The following is a 22,389-nucleotide window of genomic DNA, read 5'->3' as shown; positions in this document are numbered from 1 at the left end:
TGTTTCAACTCTCCAGCGCTTGTCTGCGCTGCGCCAACAACCGCTGATACAGATGCAGGGTGTCTTGATCAAAACAGACAAAGGTCACCTTCTCTGGCAGCGGTTTCAGCGACAGGTAGCGGTAAACGGTTTCTACCGCGATGGTCGCCGCTGCCGCCTTGGGATAACCATACACGCCGGTACTAATTGCCGGAAACGCCATCGTTTTGTAGCCGTTGTCGGCGGCAAGCCGTAGGCAGTTTCGGTATGCCTCTTCCAGCAGACTCGCTTCATGGTAGTCGCCGCCCTGCCATACTGGGCCAACGGCGTGAATCACCGCTTTGGCCGGAAGGTTACCCGCAAGCGTAATCACCGCATGGCCCGGCGGGCATTCGCCCTGTTGCTGACGCACGATTTTACAGGCTTCCAGCAGCTGCGGTCCGGCAGCGCGGTGAATAGCACCGTCAACCCCGCCTCCCCCCATCAGGGAAGGATTGGCCGCATTGACGATGACATCGACATGCTGGGTCGTAATATCGCCATGAATCACTTCAATTTGCGGTTTCATAAAAGCCCTCTGCTACCCGCCTTTTTCTTAAGTGTATCGCAGAGGGGTTATTGAGAAAAACGATCGGCGGTAAAACACGAATTAGCGGTACTGGATCTGAACCACTGCGAGCGTTTTTTCAGGATTAAGGTATTTCATATCCACTGTCGCCAGGCTGGAAGGTGTCGTCATGCCGTTCAGCGCATCGTCGTAACTGACCATACGGGTTTGCATACGGTTTTTATCCGGGCACGATACCGCCAGCTGCCGATGTTGCTGCGTAACTTCACACGGGTCAGCAACGATTGCACCGCGAAAGTGAATGACGCCCCCTTCCGCAAAAGTGGCCGAATGTGCAGGAACGATAAAGGCAGAAACGAGCAGGCCCAAACCTGAAATAAGATGTGCAAAATTGTGGGTCACGATAGGTACTCCTCAATGAAAATCGTCCATGAGGGGCAAACGCGCTTCATTATGTTAACGAAGTGTCACGTTACGGAACATTACGACACAGTTCCTGATAACAGCATAGCTCAACGGCACAGACCCGCCACCTTCGCAACATATTGATATTATGAATGATTAGCGCGCGCGCCCTCCAGGCGACCACTGTTGTGATAAATGAAGTGCTTTTCCATCAGTGACGGTTACCACGATCGTTACCGTGTCTCCCGCAGAGATATTTAAACTCAAGCGCATTAAATCAATCGCCTGATTAGCGGGGATAAAAAGTGTGTTTTGCTGGCGGGATGAACTTTGTCCACTCTGCCCTTCGCGCAAAGAGACAATCTGGACCTGACAATCACACGATTCCGTCAACGTGACCTGCGGAATAATGGTGGTCATATTGCCCTGCTGTGAGGTTTGAAAGGTTATCTGGCTCGACAGCGCGGCGAGGAGAATTAAGGTATTCATAATTAACTCCCGAAAAAAAACAGGGCATCAGCCCTGTTTTTTGTAGCACAGATGTCAGTATCAGTACTGATGAGCTGTCGCGTGGTTACCAAAGCCAATCTGGGTAACGTTGACGGTGGAGTTAGACGCCGTCTGGTCTACCAGTGCGCCGTTAAGGCCACCGTACTGGCTGACATTCATCACGGAATCTTTACTGTTCCACTGATCAAGTGTCGCACTGTTGCCAAATCCGTTCTGGGTCAGGTTAATGCTACTGTCGTCAGACCCCTGGCCAACGTCAGCGCCGTTACCGCCACCGGTCTGGCTAATATTCAGAACTGAATTTCTGGCATCAGTCTGCAGAGCCAGCGCGGAGTTACCGCCACCATTCTGGTAAATATTCAGGGTTGAATTTGGGCCACCGTATCCGCCATGACCATGTCCATGACCCCATCCGCCCTGGTTAATCATACCAGCCATAGCACTACCAGAAACTACGATTGCTGCAAGTGCTGCCACTTTGATAAATTTCATGGTAAACCCCCATCGGATTGATTAAAGTCGTCGCGAAATAACTAGCGTTGAATAACGCGAATTGCCATCTGCGACTGTTTCTGCACTACAACTGCGGTTTTCTGCGTACCGTACTGCGTAATATTTGCTCTATTACCCGACCCTTTCTGGATAATTTTTGCACTGTTACCATATCCATCTTGCGTAATACCTGCATCGTTCCCGTTACCGCTCTGATCGATCCAGGCAATATTGTAAGTCCCTGATTGATCAACTCTCGCTCTGTTGCCTGCACCATCCTGGGAAACGACTGACAAGAGTTTCGACCCTTCCTGGCGAATCTGAGCGTCATTAAATACGCCCTGTTGACCAATAATGGCTGCCTGATTTAATGATGAACGACTTAATTCATTAACCGCAAAATTATATTCAGCATTCGCCAAATCAGTATTAGCCGCGGTTACAAATTCAGGCACACCCAGTAATGTAAACATCAAAAATAACGATGTGTTTTTCATGTTGTCACCCTGGACCCGGCTACCTGAAAACACCCTGTTCGTATTTCGTGTTAAACGACTCGTTTTTTTGTTAACGCGTCGTTACGGTGAAGAGTATGTCCGCTGAAACATTTTAAATATCTCACCCGCGTGGCTTATTTTTATTTATAAGGTCACCACAAAGTCGTAATTTGCAGAAAAAATACACATTACACAGGCTGGTTTAATTTTTATAGAATATTTATGCGCGTTGTGTCGTACAACGACGACAAGCCTGCCCACGCTTCCCTCCGCGTTGTTTAAGCGTAACGGCAGGATGGCATTTTGTTCATCACGTGACACAGGACGTGTTTTCTTAAGCCAGAGAGAGGAGAACATTATGGCTTAGAAAGTATCAGTTACTCATACCAAAGCTTAACGTCTCCAAAATAAAAATTAAGGCATAAAATCAACCAGTTAATAAAATTTGTATGATTTTTAAAATCTGTGCACGCCTATTTATATGTACAACTTTCATATCAAATAACAACATTCAAAACAGCCAATATTCACAAATTAATATTGATTTTTACATCTTGTTACATGATTAACACTTGCTTTAAACTTCGTAAAAGCTAGATTGAAATTAGCTGTACGAAATTGGTTTTATATTTACCTCCCTGTGGAGGTTATGTTCTGATTCTACACACAGCAGTGCAACATCTGTCAGTACTTCTGGTGCCTTCCTCTTTTCAGGAGGGCAGCTGTCAGGTGCCAAAAATAAGTGGGGTTTCATCATGTATAATGAAGTCCATAGTTTACATGGTCATACATTACTGTTGATCACAAAACCTTCTCTGCAAGCGACAGCTTTATTACAACATTTAAAGCAATCTTTATCATTGAACGGGAAATTGCATAATATTCAACGTTCTTTTGATGATATTGCGCCTGGCAGCATCATTCTGTTTGATATGATGGAAGCTGATAAGAAGCTTATCCATTACTGGCAAGATAACTTAAGCAGGAAAAACAATAATATCCGCGTGTTATTATTGAACACTCCTGATGAATACCCTTTCAGAGATATTGAAAGCTGGCCGCATATCAATGGCGTGTTCTACGTCACTGAAGAAGAAGGCCGGGTGGTAGAGGGTCTGCAGGGCATATTGCGCGGAGAGTGTTATTTCTCGCAAAAGCTGGCCAGCTACCTCATCACGCACTCCGGTAACTACCGCTATAACAGTTCGGAATCCGCGCTGCTCACGCACCGTGAAAAAGAGATCCTGAACAAACTACGCATTGGTGCTTCAAATATTGAAATCGCCCGTTCGTTATTTATCAGCGAAAATACGGTAAAGACGCACCTTTATAATCTTTTCAAGAAGATAGCTGTTAAAAATCGAACTCAGGCTGTTTCATGGGCAAACGATAACCTCAGGCGTTAATCACATGAAGCGCACGTTGAGTTGGATCGCCGCAGCGAGTTTCTTGCTCGCTGCAGGGAACCTGCAGGCCGTCGAGGTCGAAGTTCCCGGATTGTTAACTGACCACACAGTCTCATCGATCGGGCACAGTTTTTACCGGGCCTTCAGTGATAAATGGGACAGTACCTACACGGGTAATTTAACAATCAACGAGCGGCCCAGTGCACGTTGGGGAAGCTGGATAACCATCACGGCTAATCAGGACGTTATTTATCAAACGTTTTTATTCCCCTCGAAAACAGACTTCGATAAAAACGTGGCCTTAGCACTGGCTCAAACTGAAGACGCTATTAATCGCCTGCAAATAGACAAAGCGCTATTAAGCACCAGCGATTTAGCAAAAGATGAGTTCTAGCGAACCGATATGCGGAGGCTGTCATGCGTATTGCATATGCAGTTGTTTCGATAATGCTTATTACCCCTCTTTGCTGGGGCGGAAATATGACGTTCCAGTTCCGTAACCCTAACTTTGGCGGTAACCCTAACAACGGTGCGTTCCTGCTGAATGAAGCTCAGGCGCAAAACTCCTATAAAGATCCCAGTTATAAGGACTTTACCGTTGATACCCCTTCCGCACTGGATAACTTCACCCAGGCTATCCAGTCGCAAATTTTAGGGGGATTGCTGACAAACATTAACACCGGCAAGCCCGGCCGAATGGTGACCAACGATTTTATTGTCGATATCGCCAACAGAGACGGACAACTTCAGTTGAACGTAACCGATCGTAAAACCGGAAAAACCTCCACCATTGAGGTTTCTGGCCTACAAAGCAATTCAACTGACTTTTAAACAATAGCTAAATAAGGACAATGATCATGCAGCGCTTCCTGATATTTGTTGCAGTGTGCTTATTGAGCGGTTGTTTAACTGCTCCGCCTAAAGAAGCTGCAAAACCAACATTAATGCCTCGGGCTCAGAGTTATCGTGATTTAACCCATTTGCCTTCTCCAACGGGCAAAATATTTGTCTCGGTATACAACATTCAGGATGAAACAGGGCAATTTAAGCCCTACCCGGCCAGTAACTTCTCCACGGCAGTGCCGCAAAGCGCCACCGCCATGCTGGTTACCGCACTCAAGGATTCGCACTGGTTTATACCGCTGGAACGCCAGGGGCTACAGAACCTGTTAAATGAACGAAAAATTATTCGTGCTGCACAGGAGAATGGCACCGTCGCGGACAATAACCGAATGCCTCTGCAGTCTCTGGCTGCGGCAAACGTCATGATCGAAGGCTCGATTATCGGTTATGAGAGCAACGTTAAATCGGGTGGTGTGGGAGCACGTTACTTTGGGATTGGCGCGGATACCCAGTATCAGCTCGACCAAATTGCCGTTAACCTGCGTGTCGTCAACGTCAGTACCGGTGAAGTGCTCTCCTCGGTAAACACCAGCAAAACGATATTGTCTTATGAAGTCCAGGCGGGGGTATTCCGCTTCATCGACTACCAGCGTTTACTGGAAGGTGAAATTGGTTATACCTCGAATGAACCGGTCATGATGTGTCTGATGTCAGCCATTGAAACCGGCGTGATCTTCCTGATTAACGATGGTATCGATCGCGGGCTGTGGGATCTGCAAAACAAATCAGACGTGCAGAACCCGATCCTGGTGAAATACCGTGATATGTCCGTGCCTCCGGAATCCTGACAGGAAGCGCATAAAAAAGGCGAGATGATTATCTCGCCTTTTTTTATTCACTCACCACGGTGATGTTTTGCGTTTTTTCCCGTCGCGCCGCCAGCCAGAGACCGCTGTTCTTCATGGCATAGCCAAACAGCAACCCCAGCGCCAGTGAAGGGACTACCAGCTTCCACTCCCCCTGTCCGGCAAAGGTCGCGCACGCCCCCATAAAGGTGCCCGGTACAAACGACAGCAGCAGATGCTTCGCCTGAATACACATCAGGAAGGCAACGACCCCTGTCATGACGTAGCCCAGGATCTCCAGATGCGGCGCCAGCGCGCTGCCTTTGATGATAACCAGCGCCCATATAACGCCGCTCATCAGCGTGCAACCAGAGATAAAGAGCCCTTTCAGCCCTCCCTGCGGGCAGGCGAAATAGGCCGTGCAGCCAAGGAAGCCAGCCCAGCTTAATAAACCGAGAGACACCGCCACCCATCCCCAGATACCGGAGAGAATGCCCGTCGTGATTGCAATACAAAGTAATATGTTCATGGTGCGCATCTTAGCAGATGCGCACCATTGAAATGAGATCAGAAGCACATTACGTGCAATTTGAAATGTATCGTTGCATAATTTTTGTGATTTAAATCACTCTTCACTCTCTTCTTCCAGCTCATCCCACATTGCTGCGATGGCGTCGCGCGTCAGCGGAGCCAGCGTTCTCCAGAACGGAGAGGTGGCGTGGGCTTCAACTTTCCCCAGGAAGGTTCCAACCCACGGCAGCAGATACGTCTCGAAGAGGATTTCGATGGCTTCATTTTCATCATCACCCGCGTTGTCTTCGATCCAGGAGGCCGCCAGCAGCAGAGTACCAATATGATCGGCTGGCGTATCGCTCAGCGGCATACCGCGCTCAGAGAGGAATGCCCGCACTTCCGCTTCGGTCGCCCCTTCCTGCCAGGCAGAACGGTAAGGCGAAACGCGGCACTCTTCCCCCACGAACAATGCGTTGTAGTCAGTTGAGATCTGCTGCATATCACAGCTTTTCTGCAGACGTTCCAGTAACTCATCCTGTTCCAGCGGCCAGTTCTGCGCCAGCTTACCCTCGCGAATGAGCGTAAACAGCGGAACCAACAGCGGGTCCTGCGGCTGGCGATAATACAGGGAGCCCAGCACGCGGCAAAGGATGGAGAATTCATTCATTGTGTTATTCCGTTATTCAATTAAAGGTCGGCAAATTCATCAACGGGCGTCATGCCGCGCGACTCCAGGAAGTCGAGCATACGGCGCGGCGTGACGTTCAGGATCTGTGCTTCCGGGAAATTGACGTCCTGCAGCACTTTCATGCACTCGCCAAAATCCCCCAGCGTGAAGGCCGTGTGCGAATCAGAGCCCAGCGCCACCATCCCTCCGGCATCACGCACGGCGGCTGCCACTTCGCGACAGTTGGCTTCACTGCCTTTACGCGAGTGCACGAACGAGGAGTTGTTAATCTCCAGCGCCACACGGTGTTTCGCGGCGGCCTGCGCCACGGCCTGAATATCAATAGGGTATTTAGGATTACCCGGATGGCTGATGATATGCACATTGCCGCTGGCAATGGTGGCAATCATCGCCGCGGTATTGGTCTCTTTATCCTGCGGTGGGAAAACCGGCTCATGGAAACCGGCAAGGATCAGATCTAAGGAGGTCAGCATCGGGCCGGTGCAGTCGATTTCACCGTCGGTGTTTTTGATGTTCGCCTCAATGCCGCGCAGTATCCCAATGCCATCCACCAGACGTGGCCAGATCCGCATATTCACAAAATGCCAGTAGTGCGGCGCATCCGCCATATCCGGGCCGTGATCGGTTATCGCAAAGAGCTTGATACCTTTTAGCTTTGCCTGGGCGATATAATCATGGAGGTTGCTATACGCGTGGGTGCTGGCGACGGTGTGCATATGCAGGTCAACGGGATACATCTTTCTCTCCTCTGCGGTTTTTCCAAAGGATAGCAGTTATCAGCGGCGAATATTAGCAAAAACCCGGCCAACGCCGGGTTTATCTCAGTAGCCGCGCTGTCGGTCGACCTGACCGGTAACCGCGTTCCCCTTCTCTATTTCACCGATAGTATGCGAGATATAAGCCACCGCCTCAGCCGGTCGCGTCACGGCGGCGACATGCGGGGTCATTGCCACGCGAGGGTGTCGCCATAGAGGGCTTTCTTCAGGCAGCGGCTCACGGCTGTAAACATCCAGCATGGCACCTTTAAGCTTTCCGCTATCCAGCGCCTTCAGCAGATCGGGCTCCACCAGATGCACCCCGCGCGCAAGGTTCATCAGGTAGCTCTGATCGGCCAGCTGATTGAGCAAGGCTTCGTTGATAATCCCCACCGTTTCCGCCGTATTCGGCAGCAGGTTGATCAGCACGCGTGTGCCTTTCAGAAATGCCGGGAGTTCATCCGTTCCGGCAAAACTCTCAACGCCCGGATACGCTTTACGGCTACGGCTCCAGCAGCGTAACGGGAAGCCCCACGGGGCAAGGGCTTCAGCCACCTTTGAGCCCAGCACGCCCGCCCCGAGGATACCGATGGTAAAGTCTTCACGTTGATATTCCGGCAGCGGCTCCCAGTGGGATTGCTGCTTAAAGGCCTGATAATCATCAAAGCGACGGAACCAGTGCAGGACCTGGCTGACGGCATATTCCTGCATTTGCTGGCCCATACCGGTATCTTCCAGGCGGAACAGGGGGATATCTTCCGGCAGCATCTCCGGGTGTGCCTTCAGTTTGCTCAGAATGGAATCCACGCCAGCGCCAAGCGCAAACACGGCCTTCAGTTTACGGCCCTGAAGCATCTCAACGGGTGGATGCCAGACCAGCGCATAGTCAGCATGTTCGTTATCGCCCCGCTTCCACTCACGAACGCGCGCGCCCGGCAGTGCTGCCGACAGTGCTTTAATCCAATAAGCCGTATCAAAAGTGGGGTGATAGAAGAGTATATCCATAGTCATTCCTGCCTTTTTTCGCGCTGTTTTGTTTTCATTTTCAAATGGATTGTCAGCATAACAAATTTATGGCGCTATGTTATTGCTGATAAAAAAGACGCTTTTCGCACATTTCGGAATCAGGTTGCCTGAAGTTTGTCTAAACACGCTAAATTACTGAAAAAGTGAGTTGACGGCAGTTCGGCTTTTCCTTACATTAGCGCCCGTCCCGGCAACAACGGGATGACAATATGGTGAGGTGTCCGAGTGGCTGAAGGAGCACGCCTGGAAAGTGTGTATACGGCAACGTATCGGGGGTTCGAATCCCCCCCTCACCGCCATATTCAAGATGAGAGCTCGTACGAAAGTACGGGCTTTTTTCTTTTATATTCTCCAGCGGGGGGGATGAGAATCCCCGTCCGGGGTTCGACAACTGGCGTAGCCAGTTGGACAGACTGAGAGCGCAGCGAGCAGGCTGCCCGCAGGGCGAGCGAAGCGAGTCAATCCCCCCCTCACCGCCATATTCAAGATGAGAGCTCGTACGAAAGTACGGGCTTTTTTCTTTTATATTCTCCAATAGGGGGAATGAGAACTTTGCTTCCTCTGCGGTGATGGTGTCGGGTGGCGCTTCGCTTACCCGACCTATAAAGAATTTACTCCTCAACCATCCGCGCATACTCTTCGGTTAGAAAATCGACCAGCGCCCTGACCGATGGCAGTAGACCGCGCCGCGAAGGATACACCGCGTGGATCACTTCCCGTCTGGGCTCCCAGGCATCCAGAACCCACACCAATTCCCCTTTCGCCAACTGATCTTTAACCATTAAAATCGGCAACTGCACCACGCCTACGCCCGCCATCGCCGCTTCCCGCAGCGCCAGCATATCGGTAGTTATAAAGCGCGGCGTGTAGTGGATTTCGGCTTTCGCTCCCTCCGGACCGCTCAGATCCCATTTATGCAGTTGCTTGCCCGCCCCCATACTTAAACCCGGCCAGTCACTGAGTTCAGCAGGCATCACCGGGTTGCCCATCCGCTCAATCAACGCCGGGCTCGCCACCAGGCAGTGTCCTCTGTCAGCCAGCACCCTTAACACCAGATCGCTGTCATCAAACGGACGCGGACGAACGCGGATCGCCACGTCAATGCCTTCACCTACCAGGTCAACCCGCCGGTTGGTGGCCTCCAGCTGAAGATTGATCCCCGGGTAGCGCGCCATAAACCTCGCCAGCATGGGCCCCACATGAACGTGCAGCAACGTGACAGGACACGTTATCCTGACAACACCGCGCGGTTCAGCCTGTAAGGCAGCCACCGCCTCCTCCGCCGCTTCAGCCTCGACCAGCATGGCTTTACAGTGCTGATAGAACGTTTGCCCCACCTCCGTCACCGTAAACTGCCGCGTGGTACGCTGTATCAACCGCACACCCAGTCGCTCTTCCAGTTGCGCAATCCGGCGGCTCAGTTTCGATTTAGGCTGATCGAGCGCCCGACCTGCCGCTGCAAACCCACCGTGGTCCACCACTTTCACAAACCACACGAAATCATTGAGATCCTGCATATGCCCCCATTGTTCCATTTTAAGAACAGTGAATGTCATTTTCACTCTCTACCGGGATATTAGCTCTGAATATAAGCTAATTACATCAACAGCACATCAGGAGTTAATCATGAAAAACGTAACAGGCGTCTATACCGCACCTCGTCCCCATTGGGTCGGAGACGGTTTCCCGGTTCGTTCGATGTTTTCCTATCAGACACACGGTGAATCACTCAGTCCGTTCCTGCTGCTGGACTATGCCGGTCCCTACACCTTCCCGGCGGATGGCGCGAAGCGTGGCGTGGGCGAGCACCCTCACCGTGGCTTTGAAACGGTCACCATCGTCTACTCCGGCGAAGTGGAACATCGTGACTCCAGCGGCAAAGGCGGAGTCATCGGACCGGGCGACGTGCAGTGGATGACGGCGGGCGCAGGCATTTTGCACGAGGAGTTCCACTCCAGCGCGTTCTCGCAGAAAGGCGGCGAACTGAAAATGATGCAGCTGTGGGTCAACCTGCCCGCCAAAGACAAGATGGCAGCGCCCGGTTACCAGAGCATCACGAAGGCGGATATCCCTGTCGTCACGCTGCCGGATAGCAGCGGAACGTTGCGCGTCATCGCCGGCCGCTTTGACGAGGTGACTGGCCCGGCTCATACCTTCTCACCGCTGAATGTGTGGGATCTGACACTACGCCAGGGCAGCCACCTGACGCTCAATCAGCCTGAAGGCTGGAGCACGGCGCTGGTGGTACTTGAGGGCAGCGTAACGGTGAACGGCACCACGCCAGCGGGTGAGGCACAGCTGATCGTATTCAGTCAGCAAGGCGACAAGCTTCATCTGGAAGCAAACGGCGACGCAAAAGTACTGCTGATGGCCGGCGAGCCGCTGAATGAACCGATTGTGGGCTATGGCCCATTTGTGATGAACAGTAAAACCGAAATCGCGGAAGCCATTCGTGATTTCAACTCCGGCCGCTTCGGCCAGATCTAAACGTAATAAGGAGCGCAAAATGTCTACCCCTGCAAACTTCAACGGTACACGTCCCGTCATTGACGTAAACGATGCAGTCATGCTGCTTATCGACCACCAGAGCGGGCTGTTCCAGACCGTCGGCGATATGCCGATGCCAGAACTGCGCGCCCGTGCGGCGGCGCTGGCAAAAATCGCCACCCTGGCGAAGATCCCGGTGATCACCACCGCTTCCGTCCCGCAGGGACCGAACGGCCCGCTTATCCCGGAGATCCACGCCAATGCGCCGCATGCTCAGTACGTGGCCCGCAAAGGTGAGATCAACGCCTGGGATAACCCGGAGTTTGTCGCGGCAGTAAAAGCCACCGGGCGCAACACGTTGATCATTGCGGGCACGATCACCAGCGTCTGCATGGCCTTCCCGTCGATCAGCGCGGTTGCGGATGGGTATAAAGTCTTTGCGGTCATTGACGCCTCCGGGACCTACAGCAAAATGGCGCAGGAGATCACCCTCGCGCGTGTGATGCAGGCCGGTGTGGTACCGATGGACACCGCGGCGGTGGCGTCTGAGATCCAGCGAACCTGGAACCGCGAAGATGCTGCGGAGTGGGCTGAGGTGTACACCCATATCTTCCCGGCGTACCAGCTGCTGATCGAAAGCTATAGCAAAGCTCAGGAAGTGGTTAAAAACAGCGAAGTGCTCGATTCACAGCGTTAATTCAGCCCTCAGCGGCATGTGCTGATTAAGGCTTAACCGAACAAGCACGAATACAGAAAATCTGCTTGACCGTGTAAGCGCAACTCCCTATAGTAGCGCCCCGTTGCCCCCCACGCGGTCAGGCAGCAAAACAATATGGTGAGGTGTCCGAGTGGCTGAAGGAGCACGCCTGGAAAGTGTGTATACGGCAACGTATCGGGGGTTCGAATCCCCCCCTCACCGCCATATTCAAGATGAGAGCTCGTACGAAAGTACGGGCTTTTTTCTTTTATATTCTCCAGCGGGGGATGAGAATCCCCGACCGGGGTTCGACAAAACCCGTAGGCCCGTGCAAGCGTAGCGCCGCCGGGCGAAACGTTGTCAGCAGTCTGGGCCCGTATTGCGATACGGGCTGTCACGATTAATTGTTCAGTTTCCCTGCGCTTTGCTCTCTCACGACAGAAGTCGTCTGCCCCGGATTCGCAGCCGGTTCATCCTTTCGCTCTCCCAGCCAGTAATCGGCATTTTTAATTCCCAGTCGAACCGGATCAAACTGTGGATCCAGTCCCTGTGCATTCTGGGTTTCATAATCCTTAAGGCTGACAAAGGCTTTTTTATGTAAAAGCACAATGGCAATAATGTTAAGCCATGCCATCATCCCAACCCCAATATCCCCCAGTCCCCACGCGAGATCCGCGGTGCGGACGGTCCCGTACACGGTGGAAGCCATCAGACATAATTTGAGCAGGAATGTCAGCCAGGGACGGTGAATTTTACGGTTGATGTAGGCGATGTTGGTTTCGGCAATATAGTAGTACGCAATAATGGTGGTAAAGGCGAAGAAGAACAGCGCAATGGCAACAAAGTAATTACCAAAGCCCGGCATCATACTTTCCATCGCCGTCTGAACATAGCCAGGACCTGCGGCCACGCCTGCAATCCCCGTATAGAGTGCAGCGCCATCGACGCCCTGAACATTATACAGCCCGGTGATCAGCAGCATAAACCCGGTCGCGGAGCAGACAAACAGCGTATCGATATAAACTGAGAAGGCCTGCACCAGCCCCTGTTTCACCGGATGGCTCACCGCTGCCGCAGATGAAGCATGCGGTCCGGTCCCCTGTGCCGCTTCGTTGGAATAGACGCCGCGCTTAACGCCCCACATAATCGCCTGACCCAGAATCGCGCCAAAGCCCGCTTCAAAGCCAAAAGCACTTTTCCAGATCAGCAGAATAACACCAGGAAGCTCGGTAATATTAATCGCGATAATAACGCAAGCCACAATAATATAGCCGAGTGCCATAAACGGAACGACCATACTGCTAAAACTGGCGATCCTTTTCACACCACCGAAAATAATAAAGCTTAACAGTACGGCAAGTAACGCCGCCGTGACATTGGGATCAAGCCCAAAAGCTATCTCCAGGCTGGCGCCAATCGAGTTTGCTTGAACCCCTGGCATTAATAAACCGCAGGAGAAAATGGTGACGACTGCAAATAACCATGCATACCATTTGACCCCTAATCCTTTTTCGATATAAAAGGCAGGACCGCCACGATATTCACCGTTGATTTTTTCTTTATAAACCTGGCCCAACGTAGATTCCACAAACGCTGAGCTGGCACCCAAAAACGCCACCATCCACATCCAGAAAAGTGCGCCCGGTCCACCGAAGGTGATTGCGGTGGCGACACCAGCAATGTTTCCGGTCCCTACTCGCCCTGCCAGCGTCATCGTCAGTGCCTGGAAAGACGATACCCCTGCATCGGTAGGACGCCCCTGGAACATCAAGGTAATCATATGTTTTATATGACGTAACTGCAAAAAACGACTACGTAATGAGAAATAGAGACCGACACCCAGACATAAGAATATTAACGCCGGGCTCCAGATAACACCGTTAATTGCACCAACCAGTTCGTTCATGTATGACCCTCAACGTGATGTTCCAGGGAAACGGTTCCCCATGGGATTTTCTTGTTAGAATGTTGTTTGAATCAGTACGAAACATAGATAATTACCCTCAATACACCAACTTAATTTTTACAACTTAGTAATATTATGTGACAACATTCACGTTTAAATTTGAACGAACAATTAGCGCGATCATGATATTCATGGGTATTTTGTGGATATTATAAATACGCATCACATTTCACCAGGCGTGATAAAAACCCACCGCTGAAATAAATACCGAAATGATGAATTCCGTACGACAGGCGATCTATTAAAAGATAACCAGGCGCGAGTAGAGCACAGGAATAAAAGAAGCTTCCCGGCATGATGCCGGGAAGGGATTACTGAAGAAGGATAAAACGGTAATGTTTTACCTTCAGTCGGAATAGACTTGCAACGTCCGCTGACACAGTGCCGAACGCACGCAATCCTCTTTCGTGAAGCGTACCACCCCAATCATCTCATCTTCCTCAAAACGTGACATCGCGTCGCTCAGCCCGGATTTCACGCCGGATGGCAGGTCACACTGGGTAATGTCGCCGTTAACGATGACCGTCACGTTCTCCCCGAGGCGCGTTAAGAACATCTTCATTTGCGCAGCGGTCACGTTCTGAGCCTCGTCAAGAATGACGACCGCATTTTCAAATGTACGTCCGCGCATATAGGCGAACGGCGCGATTTCCACCTTGCCAATCTCTGGTCGCAGGCAGTACTGCATAAAGGATGCACCCAAACGCTTCACCAGCACGTCATAGACGGGTCTGAAGTACGGGGCAAACTTCTCCGAAATATCGCCGGGCAGGAAGCCGAGATCTTCATCCGCTTGCAGTACCGGACGGGTAACAATAATACGCTCCACGTCCTTATGGATCAGCGCTTCCGCCGCTTTGGCTGCACTGATCCAGGTTTTCCCGCATCCGGCTTCACCGGTTGCAAAGATGAGCTGTTTACTCTCGATAGCATTCAGGTAGTGCGCCTGAGCCTCATTGCGCGCCACAATTGGAGAATGATCACGGCTGTCTCGGGCCATGCCAATTGCTTCTACGCCACTCATCTGCACAAGCGAGGTGACCGATTCTTCTTCACGCTGTTTATGGCTACGTGAGTCCCGTCTCAGCACACGTTTTGCCTCGCGACGAGCTTTGATCACTGCTTTTTGTCTTCCCATGGATAGCACCTTGAGTTGTTGGTATTCATCACACGTGCCAGCGTCGGCACGATTATGCGCACGAACATCAGAGGGTTGGCTTCCTTGTAAGCCATTGCTTGCTTTATCAGATGACGATACAGAACGGCTACGCGCACCAGTCTGCACGTCGGTCGAATCAGATTCTTGAGGAGAGGGGGAGAATTTAGTGGTGAGGAAATCGCTGCCGGAGTCTGAGCCTCCGCGCCGGGTGCTGCGGTTGTTATGTTTACCTTGTCCAGTACAGGACGCAACCATTCGCGATCTCCATAGTGATTCAGCATCACTGCCGGGAACTACCGCTGTCTTATCTTAAGTACATCAGGAGTTATCATAAATGCAACATTTATTTTACCTGATTGCAACTTTTCAGACTGCTCCTGCAGCGGATTCAGTCTTATATAGAAATATTACAGAAATATAACAATATGTTTGTCATAGGAAAAAATAATGTCCCCGCGAACTCTCGCAGGGACAATTATCAGGCTTCAATCAGATCTTGCGCGAGATACGCGTTCCGGTCGCGCACGCCAGGCAGGGCAAAGAAGTAGCCGCCGCCGATGGGTTTTACATACTCTTCCAGCGCTTCGCCGTTTAAGCGCTTCTGCACGGTCAGGAAGCCCTTTTCAAGGTCATGCTGATAGCAGACGAACAGCAGCCCCATATCGAGCTGGCCTGCGTTGGTCACGCCGAGGGAGTAGCTGTAGCCACGACGCATCATCAGGCTGGACTGCGTCTCTTTTGTGCGCGGATTGGCGAGGCGAATATGGCTGTCCAGCGCAATCACATCGCCATTGGGATCGCGGGCATAGTCGGGCACATCATGCTCATGCGTCATACCGAGCGGCGCCCCGCTCTGCTTGTCGCGGCCGAAAATGGTCTGCTGCTCTTTCAGCGGCGTGCGGTCCCAGAACTCCACATGGAACTGGATAATGCGCACCGCCTGGTAGCTGCCGCCGACGGCCCACGCCGGTTCGCCCTGATCCGCCGTCACCCACACCACCTCTTTCATGAGCGCAGCATTGCTGCTGTCCGGGTTGGCCGTGCCGTCCTTAAAGCCCAGCAGGTTAACCGGCGTCTCTTTCCCTTTACTGCGCGCAGCGTGGTCAGAGATAAACCCTTCCCGCTTCCAGCGCACGCTGAGCAGATCCGGCGTGTGCTTGATGATATCGCGCAGGGCGTGGATCACCGTGTCCTGGGTATTGGCGCAAATCTGCAGGAGCAGGTCGCCATGACACAACCCCGCGTCGAGGGAATCGTTTGGAAAACGCGTCATTTTTTGCAGCGCTTTCGGCTTCTGCTTTGTGAGGCCGTAGCGGCCATCAAACAGCGACTCTCCGACCGACACGGTAATGGTCAGGTTATCGGGCGCGATAAACGCCCCGAGAATACCGGAGTCCATTGGCGGCAGGCGCGGATTAGGCGTGTCCGGCGCCGGTCCACCTGCGGTCAGAAACGCAATGCGTGCCGTCAGCAGGCGGAACAGACGTTCCAGATCGGCTTTATCGCTGGCCAGCGAATCAAACGCCACCAGCATCATGGAGGCCTGCTGCGGCGTCAGAATGCCCGACTGATGATCGCCGTAAAAAGGCTGAGTCTCCATGCGGGCATTGGGGGACAGCGTGCCGGGTGCGCTTTGCGGTTTCGCCGCATGCGCCACCGGGCAGCCGCCTGCAAGGGCAAGCGCGCCGCCCAGCGCCCCTACCCCTTTTAACAACCGACGACGGGAAGGTTCTACCTCGTCGAATTTGCCATTCTTGTTCATCGTGCTTAGTCCAGACCCAGTACGCCGCGCAGCAGAGAGAGATCTTCCGCCAGGGCGGTAATCGGGCCTTTCAGCGCATTACGGTCGGCGTCGGTCAGCTTATCGTATGTTTCAAATCCGTCTTTGGTACGGTATTTCGCCAGAATGGTGTCGACTTTTTTGAAGTTGGCATCCACTTTTGCCAGCAGTTCGCTGTTCTCTTTCTGCAGCTGAGGACGCAGCAGATCGACAATTTTCTGCGCACCGTCGACGTTGGCCTGGAAGTCCCAGAGGTCGGTGTGGCTGTAGCGATCTTCTTCACCGCTGATTTTGCTTGCGGCCACTTCTTCAATCAGACCCGCCGCGCCGCCCACCACTTTTGAAGGCGGGAAGGCCAGCTCGCTGATGCGCTTTTGCAGTTCCAGCACGTCGCTGTTCAGCTGTGCGGCGTATTTTTCCATCCCTTTGGTGGTGTTATCGCCAAACACGGCTTTTTCCAGACGGTGGAAGCCGGTGAATTTCGGATCGGCGGCCTTTTGCTCGTAGTCGTCTTCGCGGGCGTCAATGCTGCCATCAAGGTCTGAGAACAGCTCGGCAATCGGCTCGATGCGCTCGTAGTGCTGACGAGCTGGTGCATAAAGGGATTTGGCTTTTTCGATATCACCGGCTTTCACCGCATCGGTAAAGGCTTTCGTACCCGCCACCAGATCTGCCGTCTCTTTGGTAACGTATGCTTTATAAGCGGTAATCGCGTCACCCAGGCTCAGCACTGCAGCGCCTTTCGCCGCATCCGCCGTCGCTTCACCTTTAACGATCAGCTTACCCTTAGGATTGGTCAGCAGACCGCAGGTCATTTCATACTCGCCCGGCTGCAGGTTGGCAGTCATCTTCTGGCTAAAGCCAGGGGCGATATTTTCACGCTCTTCGACGACCAGTACCCCTTTCAGAATTTCCCACTCCAGCGCCTTCTGGCTGTGGTTCTGAATAATGAACTGGGTTTTACCGCTGTTCACCGTGAGGGTCATCGGCTCGCACTGCTTGTCATTGACGGTCACTTTGACCTGAGGAACATCGGCCCCCCAGGCGGAAAATGCGGAAGCGAACAGCGCGGCAATGCCTGCGCATAACGCACTACGACGGAACTGAATTGCCATGACTCTTCCCTTTAAAAGTATGTTGTAACTAAATCAACTATTACGGCGCGACGCGCGTCGCCTGTGTGCCGGTACGCGGCGGCATCGCAAACAACACCAGCGCCGGCACCAGATAAATAAAGTACATCGCCACTTCGCTCACGCTCGGTGTCTCCTGGTAACCGAAGATACCTTCGAGCAGAGTGCCGGTCAGAGAGTGTGTGGAGAGGACATTGCTGAGATCAAACGCCACGTCCTGGAAGTGGTTCCACAGGCCCGCTTCATGAAAGGCGCGGATCGCCCCAGCCGCCAGCCCCGCGGCGACCAGCAGAATAAACAGGCTGGTCCATTTGAAGAACGCCCCCAGGTTAAGGCGAATACCGCCCCAGTAGAGCAGGAAACCCAGCACAACGGCCGTTGCCAGCCCCAGCACTGCCCCCAGCGGCGGCCAGATGCCTACGTCCTGCTGGAAGGCGGCCAGCAGGAAGAAGACCGATTCCAGCCCTTCACGCGCCACCGCAAAAAAGACCATCATGATCAGCGCCCAGCCGTGATGGTTGCCTTTTTGCAGGGCGTTATCCACCGCCTGCTCCAGCTGGACTTTCACATTGCGGGAGACCTTACGCATCCAGAACACCATCCAGGTCAGGATCACCACCGCAATGACGGCGACAATCCCCTCAAACAGCTCTTGCTCTTTCTGCGGGAACTCGCCGGTGGTTTCGTTGATCAGGATACCCAGGCCCAGACAGAGCGCCGCGGCGAGGAACACGCCAATCCACATGACGCCAATCCAGCGTCCGCGCTGGGTTCGCTTCAGATAACTGGCGATAAGGCTGACAATCAGAGCCGCTTCGAGCCCTTCACGTAACATAATGAGAAATGGAACAAACATGCCGACACCTTAAATGTTTATCGCGGTCAACTGATGCAAAGAAAGGTAAATTCTTGTGATAGTGATTATCATTACGTCGAGAAGAAAAACAAGCGAAATGTGGGATGTTTTGATGACGAGTTGTAAACGCGAAGCCTGATAATAGTTGTCAACGTAATCATTACGTTTATAAGTTATAACGAAAATGCCCGTTTACGGTTAATCAGCGCTGTGGCTAAATATCTGCCTCGAAAACCAAGTGAAAATAAACCATGTTTAAGATTATCCATTTCCTGCTGGCGCTGGTGATTATTCTTGCGCTCGCCTGGCTGGTGAGTTTCGACCGCCGAAAAATTCGCATTCGTTATGTTTTACAGCTGATTGTTATTGAAATTGCCCTGGCGTTCTTTTTCCTGCACGCCGAAAGTGGGTTATTCCTGATTAAATACGTTTCCGGCTTCTTTGAATCCCTGCTCAAATTTGCTGGCGAAGGCACCAATTTTGTCTTTGGCGGAATGGGTGAAAAAGGGCTGGCGTTCATTTTCCTTGGCGTGCTTTGCCCGATTATTTTTATTTCCGCATTGATTGGTATTCTCCAGCACTGGCGGATCCTGCCGATTTTTATTCGGGTTATCGGGACGCTGCTGTCAAAACTGAACGGTATGGGCAAGCTGGAATCGTTTAACGCGGTGAGCTCGCTGATCCTCGGCCAGTCGGAAAACTTCATTGCCTACAAAGGCGTGCTGGGGGATCTCTCCTCGCGCCGTCTGTTCACCATGGCTGCGACCGCCATGTCGACCGTTTCCCTGTCGATTGTCGGCGCATATATGACCATGCTTGACGCCAAATTTGTCGTTGCGGCGCTGATCCTGAACATGTTCAGCACCTTCATTATTCTCTCCGTCATTAATCCGGTGCGTCCGGAAGCGGAGCCGGATATCAAGCTGGAAAAACTGCATGAATCCCAGAGCTTCTTCGAAATGCTCGGGGAGTATATTCTGGCCGGTTTTAAGGTAGCGATGATTATTCTGGCGATGCTGATTGGCTTTATCGCGCTTATTAGCGCCGTTAACGCCCTCTTCTCCAGCGTATTCGGCATGAGCTTCCAGCAGATTTTGGGTTATGTGTTTTATCCGCTGGCGTGGCTCATCGGTATTCCGCTGAGTGATGCGCTCAACGCCGGCAGTATTATGGCAACCAAGCTGGTGGCAAATGAATTTGTGGCGATGATTGAGCTGAAAAAAATTGCCCATCAGATGTCACCGCGCGGGTTGGGCATTTTATCCGTCTTCCTGGTGTCGTTCGCTAACTTCGCGTCTATTGGTATCGTCGCAGGCGCCATCAAGGGCCTGAACGAGCGGCAGGGGAACGTGGTTTCGCGGTTTGGTCTGCGCCTGGTGTACGGCGCGACGCTGGTGAGCCTGCTGTCGGCGAGCTTTGCGGGATTAGTGTTGTAAGTTTTGTGCGGTTTGTGCCCGGTGGCGGCTACGCCTTACCGGGCCTACAAAACTATCCCGCCATTTTGCTTAAAACTGCACGCACACCGGCTGATCGACCCGCATCACCGACTCCTGCGCGAAGCGAGATTTATAAATCCCGCGCAACGCTTCGATATTCTTCTCGCTCTGCGCGTCTTTACCGTGGATCAGCATCAACGCTTTGCTCGGCTCGCGCGCCACTTTCCCGTCATTCCCCAGCCACTGGCCACGTGCATCAAACACCGTTAAGCCGTCCCGAAAGCGCGGCGTCACGTCCTGGTCAACAAACTGCTGCCACTCGTTGCCGGTGATCTGCGCTCCGGCCGGACGATTCAGTCCGAAATAAAGCGTGGTTTGCTGCATCTGGTTATCTGCTTTGCAGGTCTCCATTGCCGCGTGTTGCGCGGGTGCGTTGCAGCCTGCGAGCATCAATAATGCCGCCGCCATAAGCCCTGTTTTGATGGTCATTGTTCGCTATCCTCATTGTTATAAGTGCAGCGATATCAACGTAATTTACGCATTTTGGCAAGAAAAAAGCCGGGTCGCGCTAGCGCTTACCCGGCTTACAGGAGGGAATAGGTTTTTTTACTCAGCCTGAAGCTTCGTCGGTGGTGCAGTGTGGTAGTGCGCGTCCGCTTCCGCAAAGCGTTTCTGCATGGAGGCAGACGGTGCTTTACCCAGCAGGCTGAACACCACAATACCGATGCTGCCGAAGATGAAGCCCGGGATGATTTCGTACAGACCCAGCCACGCGAACTGCTTCCAGACGATAACGGTCACCGCTCCGATGATCATCCCCGCCAGCGCGCCGTTGCGGGTCATACGTGACCACAGAACGGAGAACAGAACCACCGGACCAAACGCCGCACCAAAGCCCGCCCACGCATAGCTCACAAGACCCAGAACGCGGTTATCAGGATTGGCCGCCAGCGCGATGGCAATCAGCGCCACTAATAGCACCATAAAGCGCCCGACCCATACCAGCTCTTTCTGGCTCGCACCTTTACGCAGGAAAGCTTTGTAGAGATCTTCGGTAATCGCACTGGAGCAGACCAGCAGCTGGCAGCTCAGAGTCGACATCACCGCCGCCAGAATTGCGGAGAGCAGAATACCGGCAATCCACGGGTTGAACAGAATGCCCGCCAGTTCGATGAACACACGCTCGGCATTCTGGTTTACTGCACCTGCCTGCGCCGGGTTATTGTTGAAGTAAGCGATGCCGAAGAAGCCAACCGCACAGGCACCCGCCAGACAGAGGATCATCCACGTCATACTGATACGACGGGCATGAACAATCGTGTGGTGAGAGTCAGCGGCCATAAAGCGCGCCAGAATGTGCGGCTGACCAAAGTAGCCCAGACCCCAGCCCATCAGAGAGACGATGGCCACGAAGTTCAGCCCTTTCAGCATGTCGACGTTTTCAATGCTCTTCTGCTTGATCACTTCCAGCGATTCACCGAAGCCGCCAACGGTGAAAATCACAATCACCGGGGTCAGGATCAGGGCGAAGATCATCAGGCTCGCCTGCACGGTGTCGGTCCAGCTTACCGCCAGGAATCCGCCCACGAAGGTATAGAGAATGGTCGCCGCGGCACCTGCCCACAGCGCGGTTTCATAGCTCATGCCGAAGGTGCTCTCAAACAGACGCGCGCCCGCCACGATGCCGGAAGCACAGTAGATGGTGAAGAACAGCAGAATCACCACCGCGGAGATAATGCGCAGAATGCGGCTGTTATCTTCAAAACGTCCGGTGAAGTAATCCGGCAGCGTCAGGGCATTGTTGTTCGCTTCGGTATGCACGCGCAGACGGCCTGCTACCAGCTTCCAGTTGATCCACGCCCCAAGGGTCAGGCCGATGGCAATCCAGCTTTCAGAGATACCGGAGATGAAAATCGCGCCCGGTAACCCCATCAGCAGCCAGCCGCTCATATCGGATGCGCCCGCAGACAGCGCGGTCACCATCGGGCCTAAACTGCGGCCGCCGAGAATGTAGTCGTCAAAGTTCTTTGTTGAACGCCATGCCAAAAACCCTATCAGGATCATGCCAAAAATATAAACGAGAAATGTCACCAGCATCGGTGTGCTAATAGCCATTCAAATTCTCCAAAATGTCGAGCGACAACCGTCCGGGTTGCCTTGTTATGTCATCACCGGAACGTAGTGATGTGTGTATGTGTTTCCATTGGGCGCGCTATCCTGCCGTATGCGCATCCCGCTGACAAACGATTTAACACTGCATTTACATCAAATTCATCCCCGGTTTGATACGAGTTTCCTATAGGTTGCACTCGCTCACACTTATACGGGTTGCACCTTTTAAAAGTGTT

General features: G+C 52.6%; 24 protein-coding genes, 2 tRNA genes and 1 other RNA gene. 10 read left to right on the top strand and 17 right to left on the bottom strand.

What is annotated here, in order from left to right:
- Positions 1-4: 4 nt before the first annotated feature.
- From ymdB to csgB, 5 genes are all read right to left on the bottom strand, one after another.
- On the bottom strand, positions 5-547 hold the full coding sequence (gene ymdB, locus L3068_RS08275) for an O-acetyl-ADP-ribose deacetylase (RefSeq protein WP_117581367.1): 543 nt from the start codon (positions 545-547) through the stop codon (positions 5-7).
- A gap of 81 nt (positions 548-628) precedes the next feature.
- Positions 629-949: a YmdA family protein gene (locus L3068_RS08270; RefSeq protein ID WP_014883338.1), complete on the bottom strand. Its 321-nt coding sequence runs from the start codon at positions 947-949 to the stop codon at positions 629-631.
- Between the two features lie 159 nt (positions 950-1,108).
- A complete protein-coding gene (csgC, locus tag L3068_RS08265; RefSeq protein ID WP_014883337.1) occupies positions 1,109-1,441 on the bottom strand; it encodes a curli assembly chaperone CsgC in 333 nt (110 codons plus the stop codon).
- A gap of 60 nt (positions 1,442-1,501) precedes the next feature.
- Positions 1,502-1,954 (bottom strand): curli major subunit CsgA, encoded by a 453-nt coding sequence (csgA, locus tag L3068_RS08260; protein ID WP_014883336.1) that lies wholly within the window; start codon positions 1,952-1,954, stop codon positions 1,502-1,504.
- Positions 1,955-1,995: 41 nt separating this feature from the next.
- A complete protein-coding gene (gene csgB, locus L3068_RS08255) occupies positions 1,996-2,451 on the bottom strand; it encodes a curli minor subunit CsgB (RefSeq protein WP_117581365.1) in 456 nt (151 codons plus the stop codon).
- Between the two features lie 755 nt (positions 2,452-3,206).
- Between csgB and csgD the strand changes: the two genes are divergently transcribed.
- Genes csgD through csgG form a run of 4 tightly spaced genes read left to right on the top strand, consistent with a single transcriptional unit; the run spans position 3,207 to position 5,548 of the window.
- On the top strand, positions 3,207-3,857 hold the full coding sequence (gene csgD / locus L3068_RS08250) for a biofilm master transcriptional regulator CsgD (RefSeq protein WP_014883334.1): 651 nt from the start codon (positions 3,207-3,209) through the stop codon (positions 3,855-3,857).
- A gap of 4 nt (positions 3,858-3,861) precedes the next feature.
- Positions 3,862-4,251: a curli production assembly/transport protein CsgE gene (csgE, locus tag L3068_RS08245; RefSeq protein ID WP_014883333.1), complete on the top strand. Its 390-nt coding sequence runs from the start codon at positions 3,862-3,864 to the stop codon at positions 4,249-4,251.
- A gap of 23 nt (positions 4,252-4,274) precedes the next feature.
- On the top strand, positions 4,275-4,688 hold the full coding sequence (csgF, locus tag L3068_RS08240) for a curli production assembly/transport protein CsgF (protein ID WP_014883332.1): 414 nt from the start codon (positions 4,275-4,277) through the stop codon (positions 4,686-4,688).
- A gap of 26 nt (positions 4,689-4,714) precedes the next feature.
- The gene (gene csgG, locus L3068_RS08235; protein ID WP_014883331.1) at positions 4,715-5,548 is read left to right on the top strand and encodes a curli production assembly/transport protein CsgG; all 834 of its coding nucleotides are present in this window, start codon (positions 4,715-4,717) and stop codon (positions 5,546-5,548) included.
- A gap of 43 nt (positions 5,549-5,591) precedes the next feature.
- Here csgG and L3068_RS08230 read toward each other — a convergent pair whose 3' ends face one another.
- The 4 genes from L3068_RS08230 to ghrA all read right to left on the bottom strand — a co-directional run bounded on the left by L3068_RS08230 (position 5,592) and on the right by ghrA (position 8,506).
- A complete protein-coding gene (locus L3068_RS08230; protein WP_139157750.1) occupies positions 5,592-6,074 on the bottom strand; it encodes a DUF1097 domain-containing protein in 483 nt (160 codons plus the stop codon).
- 96 nt (positions 6,075-6,170) lie between these two features.
- Entirely contained in the window at positions 6,171-6,725 is a 555-nt protein-coding gene (locus tag L3068_RS08225) for a TorD/DmsD family molecular chaperone (protein WP_023332670.1), read from the bottom strand.
- Between the two features lie 20 nt (positions 6,726-6,745).
- Positions 6,746-7,483, bottom strand: a complete 738-nt coding sequence (locus L3068_RS08220; protein WP_014883328.1) for a phosphatase — start codon at positions 7,481-7,483, stop codon at positions 6,746-6,748.
- An 84-nt stretch (positions 7,484-7,567) separates the two neighbouring features.
- Entirely contained in the window at positions 7,568-8,506 is a 939-nt protein-coding gene (ghrA, locus tag L3068_RS08215) for a glyoxylate/hydroxypyruvate reductase GhrA (protein WP_032637010.1), read from the bottom strand.
- A gap of 232 nt (positions 8,507-8,738) precedes the next feature.
- On the opposite strand from ghrA, the gene L3068_RS08210 reads away from it, so the two are divergent.
- Positions 8,739-8,826, top strand: a tRNA-Ser gene (locus L3068_RS08210).
- Positions 8,827-8,869: 43 nt separating this feature from the next.
- A non-coding RNA gene (locus L3068_RS08205) (RtT sRNA) lies at positions 8,870-9,006 on the top strand.
- A 132-nt stretch (positions 9,007-9,138) separates the two neighbouring features.
- Here L3068_RS08205 and L3068_RS08200 read toward each other — a convergent pair.
- Entirely contained in the window at positions 9,139-10,044 is a 906-nt protein-coding gene (locus L3068_RS08200; protein WP_214602836.1) for a LysR family transcriptional regulator, read from the bottom strand.
- A 109-nt stretch (positions 10,045-10,153) separates the two neighbouring features.
- On the opposite strand from L3068_RS08200, the gene L3068_RS08195 reads away from it, so the two are divergent.
- From L3068_RS08195 to L3068_RS08185, 3 genes are all read left to right on the top strand, one after another.
- Complete coding sequence (locus L3068_RS08195; protein ID WP_023337078.1) at positions 10,154-11,014, top strand: pirin family protein; 861 nt, start codon at positions 10,154-10,156, stop codon at positions 11,012-11,014.
- 19 nt (positions 11,015-11,033) lie between these two features.
- Positions 11,034-11,711 carry an isochorismatase family protein gene (locus L3068_RS08190; protein WP_023337077.1) on the top strand — a complete coding sequence of 226 codons (678 nt, stop codon included), beginning with the start codon at positions 11,034-11,036 and terminating at the stop codon, positions 11,709-11,711.
- A gap of 137 nt (positions 11,712-11,848) precedes the next feature.
- Positions 11,849-11,936: transfer RNA gene (locus tag L3068_RS08185), tRNA-Ser, on the top strand.
- 175 nt (positions 11,937-12,111) lie between these two features.
- Here the strand turns inward: L3068_RS08185 and L3068_RS08180 are convergent.
- The 5 genes from L3068_RS08180 to efeU all read right to left on the bottom strand — a co-directional run bounded on the left by L3068_RS08180 (position 12,112) and on the right by efeU (position 18,605).
- The gene (locus L3068_RS08180) at positions 12,112-13,617 is read right to left on the bottom strand and encodes an alanine/glycine:cation symporter family protein (RefSeq protein ID WP_023332665.1); all 1,506 of its coding nucleotides are present in this window, start codon (positions 13,615-13,617) and stop codon (positions 12,112-12,114) included.
- A gap of 406 nt (positions 13,618-14,023) precedes the next feature.
- Positions 14,024-14,815, bottom strand: a complete 792-nt coding sequence (phoH, locus tag L3068_RS08175; protein ID WP_014883322.1) for a phosphate starvation-inducible protein PhoH — start codon at positions 14,813-14,815, stop codon at positions 14,024-14,026.
- A 499-nt stretch (positions 14,816-15,314) separates the two neighbouring features.
- Positions 15,315-16,598 carry an iron uptake transporter deferrochelatase/peroxidase subunit gene (gene efeB, locus L3068_RS08170; protein ID WP_014883320.1) on the bottom strand — a complete coding sequence of 428 codons (1,284 nt, stop codon included), beginning with the start codon at positions 16,596-16,598 and terminating at the stop codon, positions 15,315-15,317.
- A gap of 5 nt (positions 16,599-16,603) precedes the next feature.
- Positions 16,604-17,731 carry an iron uptake system protein EfeO gene (efeO, locus tag L3068_RS08165; protein ID WP_063861552.1) on the bottom strand — a complete coding sequence of 376 codons (1,128 nt, stop codon included), beginning with the start codon at positions 17,729-17,731 and terminating at the stop codon, positions 16,604-16,606.
- Between the two features lie 40 nt (positions 17,732-17,771).
- Positions 17,772-18,605, bottom strand: coding sequence for an iron uptake transporter permease EfeU (gene efeU, locus L3068_RS08160; protein ID WP_014883318.1), 834 nt, complete (start codon positions 18,603-18,605; stop codon positions 17,772-17,774).
- A 251-nt stretch (positions 18,606-18,856) separates the two neighbouring features.
- Between efeU and L3068_RS08155 the strand changes: the two genes are divergently transcribed.
- Positions 18,857-20,041 (top strand): NupC/NupG family nucleoside CNT transporter, encoded by a 1,185-nt coding sequence (locus L3068_RS08155; RefSeq protein ID WP_117581357.1) that lies wholly within the window; start codon positions 18,857-18,859, stop codon positions 20,039-20,041.
- A gap of 69 nt (positions 20,042-20,110) precedes the next feature.
- Here the strand turns inward: L3068_RS08155 and L3068_RS08150 are convergent, their stop codons facing one another.
- Together L3068_RS08150 and putP are read right to left on the bottom strand one after the other, a co-directional pair.
- Positions 20,111-20,530, bottom strand: coding sequence for a DUF3574 domain-containing protein (locus tag L3068_RS08150; RefSeq protein WP_014883316.1), 420 nt, complete (start codon positions 20,528-20,530; stop codon positions 20,111-20,113).
- Between the two features lie 117 nt (positions 20,531-20,647).
- Positions 20,648-22,156, bottom strand: coding sequence for a sodium/proline symporter PutP (gene putP / locus L3068_RS08145; RefSeq protein WP_014883315.1), 1,509 nt, complete (start codon positions 22,154-22,156; stop codon positions 20,648-20,650).
- Positions 22,157-22,389 lie beyond the last annotated feature (233 nt).

The sequence above is a fragment of the Enterobacter cloacae complex sp. ECL414 genome, from assembly GCF_021869685.1.
Taxonomy (GTDB): Bacteria; Pseudomonadota; Gammaproteobacteria; order Enterobacterales; family Enterobacteriaceae; genus Enterobacter; species Enterobacter kobei.
The sequence above is the reverse complement of the archived record's forward strand: the minus strand, read 5'-3'. Positions and strand labels throughout refer to the sequence as shown.